Source organism: Pseudomonas sp. AC463, assembly GCF_979253585.1.
This window is the reverse complement of sequence record NZ_CEEDDZ010000058.1, coordinates 1-697: the sequence shown is the minus strand read 5'-3', so window position 1 is coordinate 697 and position 697 is coordinate 1. Positions and strand designations below refer to the sequence as shown.

The window sequence follows — 697 nt, the reverse complement described above, 5'->3', positions numbered from 1 at the left end:
CGCTGCAGCTGTTCTTGCCCAGATCGATCCCAAGAACTGATATGTCCATGACCTTCGCTCCTTCCTCAAACGACCCGCTGTCGTGAGACGACAACGATTTAGTTTAGGGGCGAGCCATCCATAAAGGGGGTTTTGGCCGCCTGATCGGCCGCACCAAAGGCGGGATGAACACCAAGCTGCACGCCGTCAGTGATGCCAACGGCCGCCCGCTCAGCTTTTTCATGACCGCGGGCCAGGTCAGCGACTATACCGGCGCGGCGGCCCTGCTGGACGATCTGCCCAAAGCGCAGTGGCTGCTCGGCGACCGCGGCTACGACGCCGACTGGTTCAGGGATGCCCTCCAGGCGAAAGGTATTCAGCCCTGCATCCCAGGCCGACGATCCCGCAACGAGCCGGTTAGATACGACAAGCGCCGGTACAGGCGCCGTAGCCGCATCGAGATCATGTTCGGCCGCCTCAAGGACTGGCGACGCGTCGCAACCCGGTACGATCGCTGCCCAACCGCCTTCTTCTCCGCCGTGGCCCTCGCTGCCACCGTCATCTTCTGGCTGTGATCAACGAGTCCTGACCCTAGACATTTCGCTCCAAACCAACCATTCCGTTATTCAGCGAGACCGCACCGCTGTCAGCAGCCGATCGGCACGCAGCCGCTTCTCCACCGCGTCGGCGAAGTCGATCACCATGGCGGCGAGACTGC

General features: G+C 62.4%; 1 pseudogene. It reads left to right on the top strand.

What is annotated here, in order from left to right:
- Positions 1 to 116: 116 nt before the first annotated feature.
- Positions 117 to 554 (top strand): annotated as a pseudogene (locus AC0IYH_RS29050) (IS5 family transposase); the annotation flags it as partial.
- Between the last annotated feature and the right edge of the window lie 143 nt (positions 555 to 697).